General features: G+C 65.6%; 2 protein-coding genes. Both read left to right on the plus strand.

The window, feature by feature from the left end:
* Positions 1-183: 183 nt before the first annotated feature.
* Entirely contained in the window at positions 184-900 is a 717-nt protein-coding gene (locus ACYVKA_RS01240) for an alpha/beta fold hydrolase (protein WP_460702346.1), read from the plus strand.
* A gap of 111 nt (positions 901-1011) precedes the next feature.
* Positions 1012-1306: hypothetical protein (locus ACYVKA_RS01245; RefSeq protein WP_460702344.1), on the plus strand; the 295-nt coding region annotated here is incomplete at its 3' end.

The following is a 1306-nucleotide window of genomic DNA, read 5'->3' on the forward strand; positions in this document are numbered from 1 at the left end:
CTATCCCGGTCAGGGCCCACTTGAAGTGTGGCAGGTCGATGGCAGCGTTGCGGCACAGCTCTCCTGACAGCATCGAGCGAGGCATCGAGGTCGAACTCATTCGAATCTGCGCCAAGGGCTTCACGCGAAATCAGCGGCAGAAGTGCGCGTTGCGTGAACTCCTGCTGCTGGGAGGATCGGGGTATGGATTCTCGGAGGATCACGGCAGACGACGGGGTGGCGCTGCACGTCGCCGTGGAAGGCGGCGGCCCTGACGTGGTGGTCCTGTCCGGCGGCCCTGGGTGCGTGCACTATTTGGCTGACCAGCGCATCGCGCCGTCCGGGTTCCGGTGTTGGTTTCCCGATCCCAGGGGCGTGGCGGCTTCGGGCGGAGGTCCACACACGATGACTCGCGCCGTGGCGGACCTGGAGGCGATCCGCATTGCGTTGGGCGTCGAGTCGTGGATTGTGCTCGGCCATTCGTGGGGCTGCGACCTCGGTGTCCGCTACGCCCTCGACCACCCCGAGGCGGTGCGAGGCGTCGTGGGCATGTGCGGCCATGGATTCCACAACGACAGAGGGTGGTCAGCCGCCTACGAGGCCGGCAAGTCCACCCAAGAACAGGTACCGATCGACTATGTCCCCGAGGTCCATGTAGAGCTGTGGGCGTCGTTCAAGGAGGACTGGCTGCGCTCGCCCGACCTGTGGCGGCGGTTGGCTGACACCCCAATACCGATGAGCTTCGTCTCGGCCGGCGGCGACATTCGCCCCAGTTGGCCCATGGAACAGCTCGCCCAACTCATCCCCCGCGGCCGGTTCCGTATCGTGCCCAGCGTGGTGCACGACTTCTGGGCCACGGAGCCAGAACTCTGGGCCTCCACCGTCACAACGGAGTGTCAAGAACTCGTGACTAATGACTGATCCGCAGCGCGGCATAGGAACGTGTTTGAGCACACGGGGTCTGGCGTGAGGGAACGTCCTCCTGCTGCGCTTGGAGGGCTTGGTGTCCCATCGCATGCAAGGAGGACGTTCATGTCTCACGCTAGTGGTGTTTCCCGTGGTGACCGCAACCGCAATGCCCGCCTGAGCCGGCTCCGGGAGGCGGTCCCGGTCACGAACGCGATCGTCGGGATCGACCTTGCGGACGCGAAGCAGATGCTGGTGGTCTGCGACCACGACTCGAAGGTCTTGGCCCGACGAACCTTCCGTTGCAAGGCCTGGGACCTGGGCAAAGCGTTGGACTGGGCCGCGGACCGCGCCGCGAAGGCCGGTTACGCGGGTGTCACGGTCGCCTGCGAACCGACCGGACACCGTTGGCGCGTCCTGG

The organism is Luteococcus sediminum, from assembly GCF_054783495.1.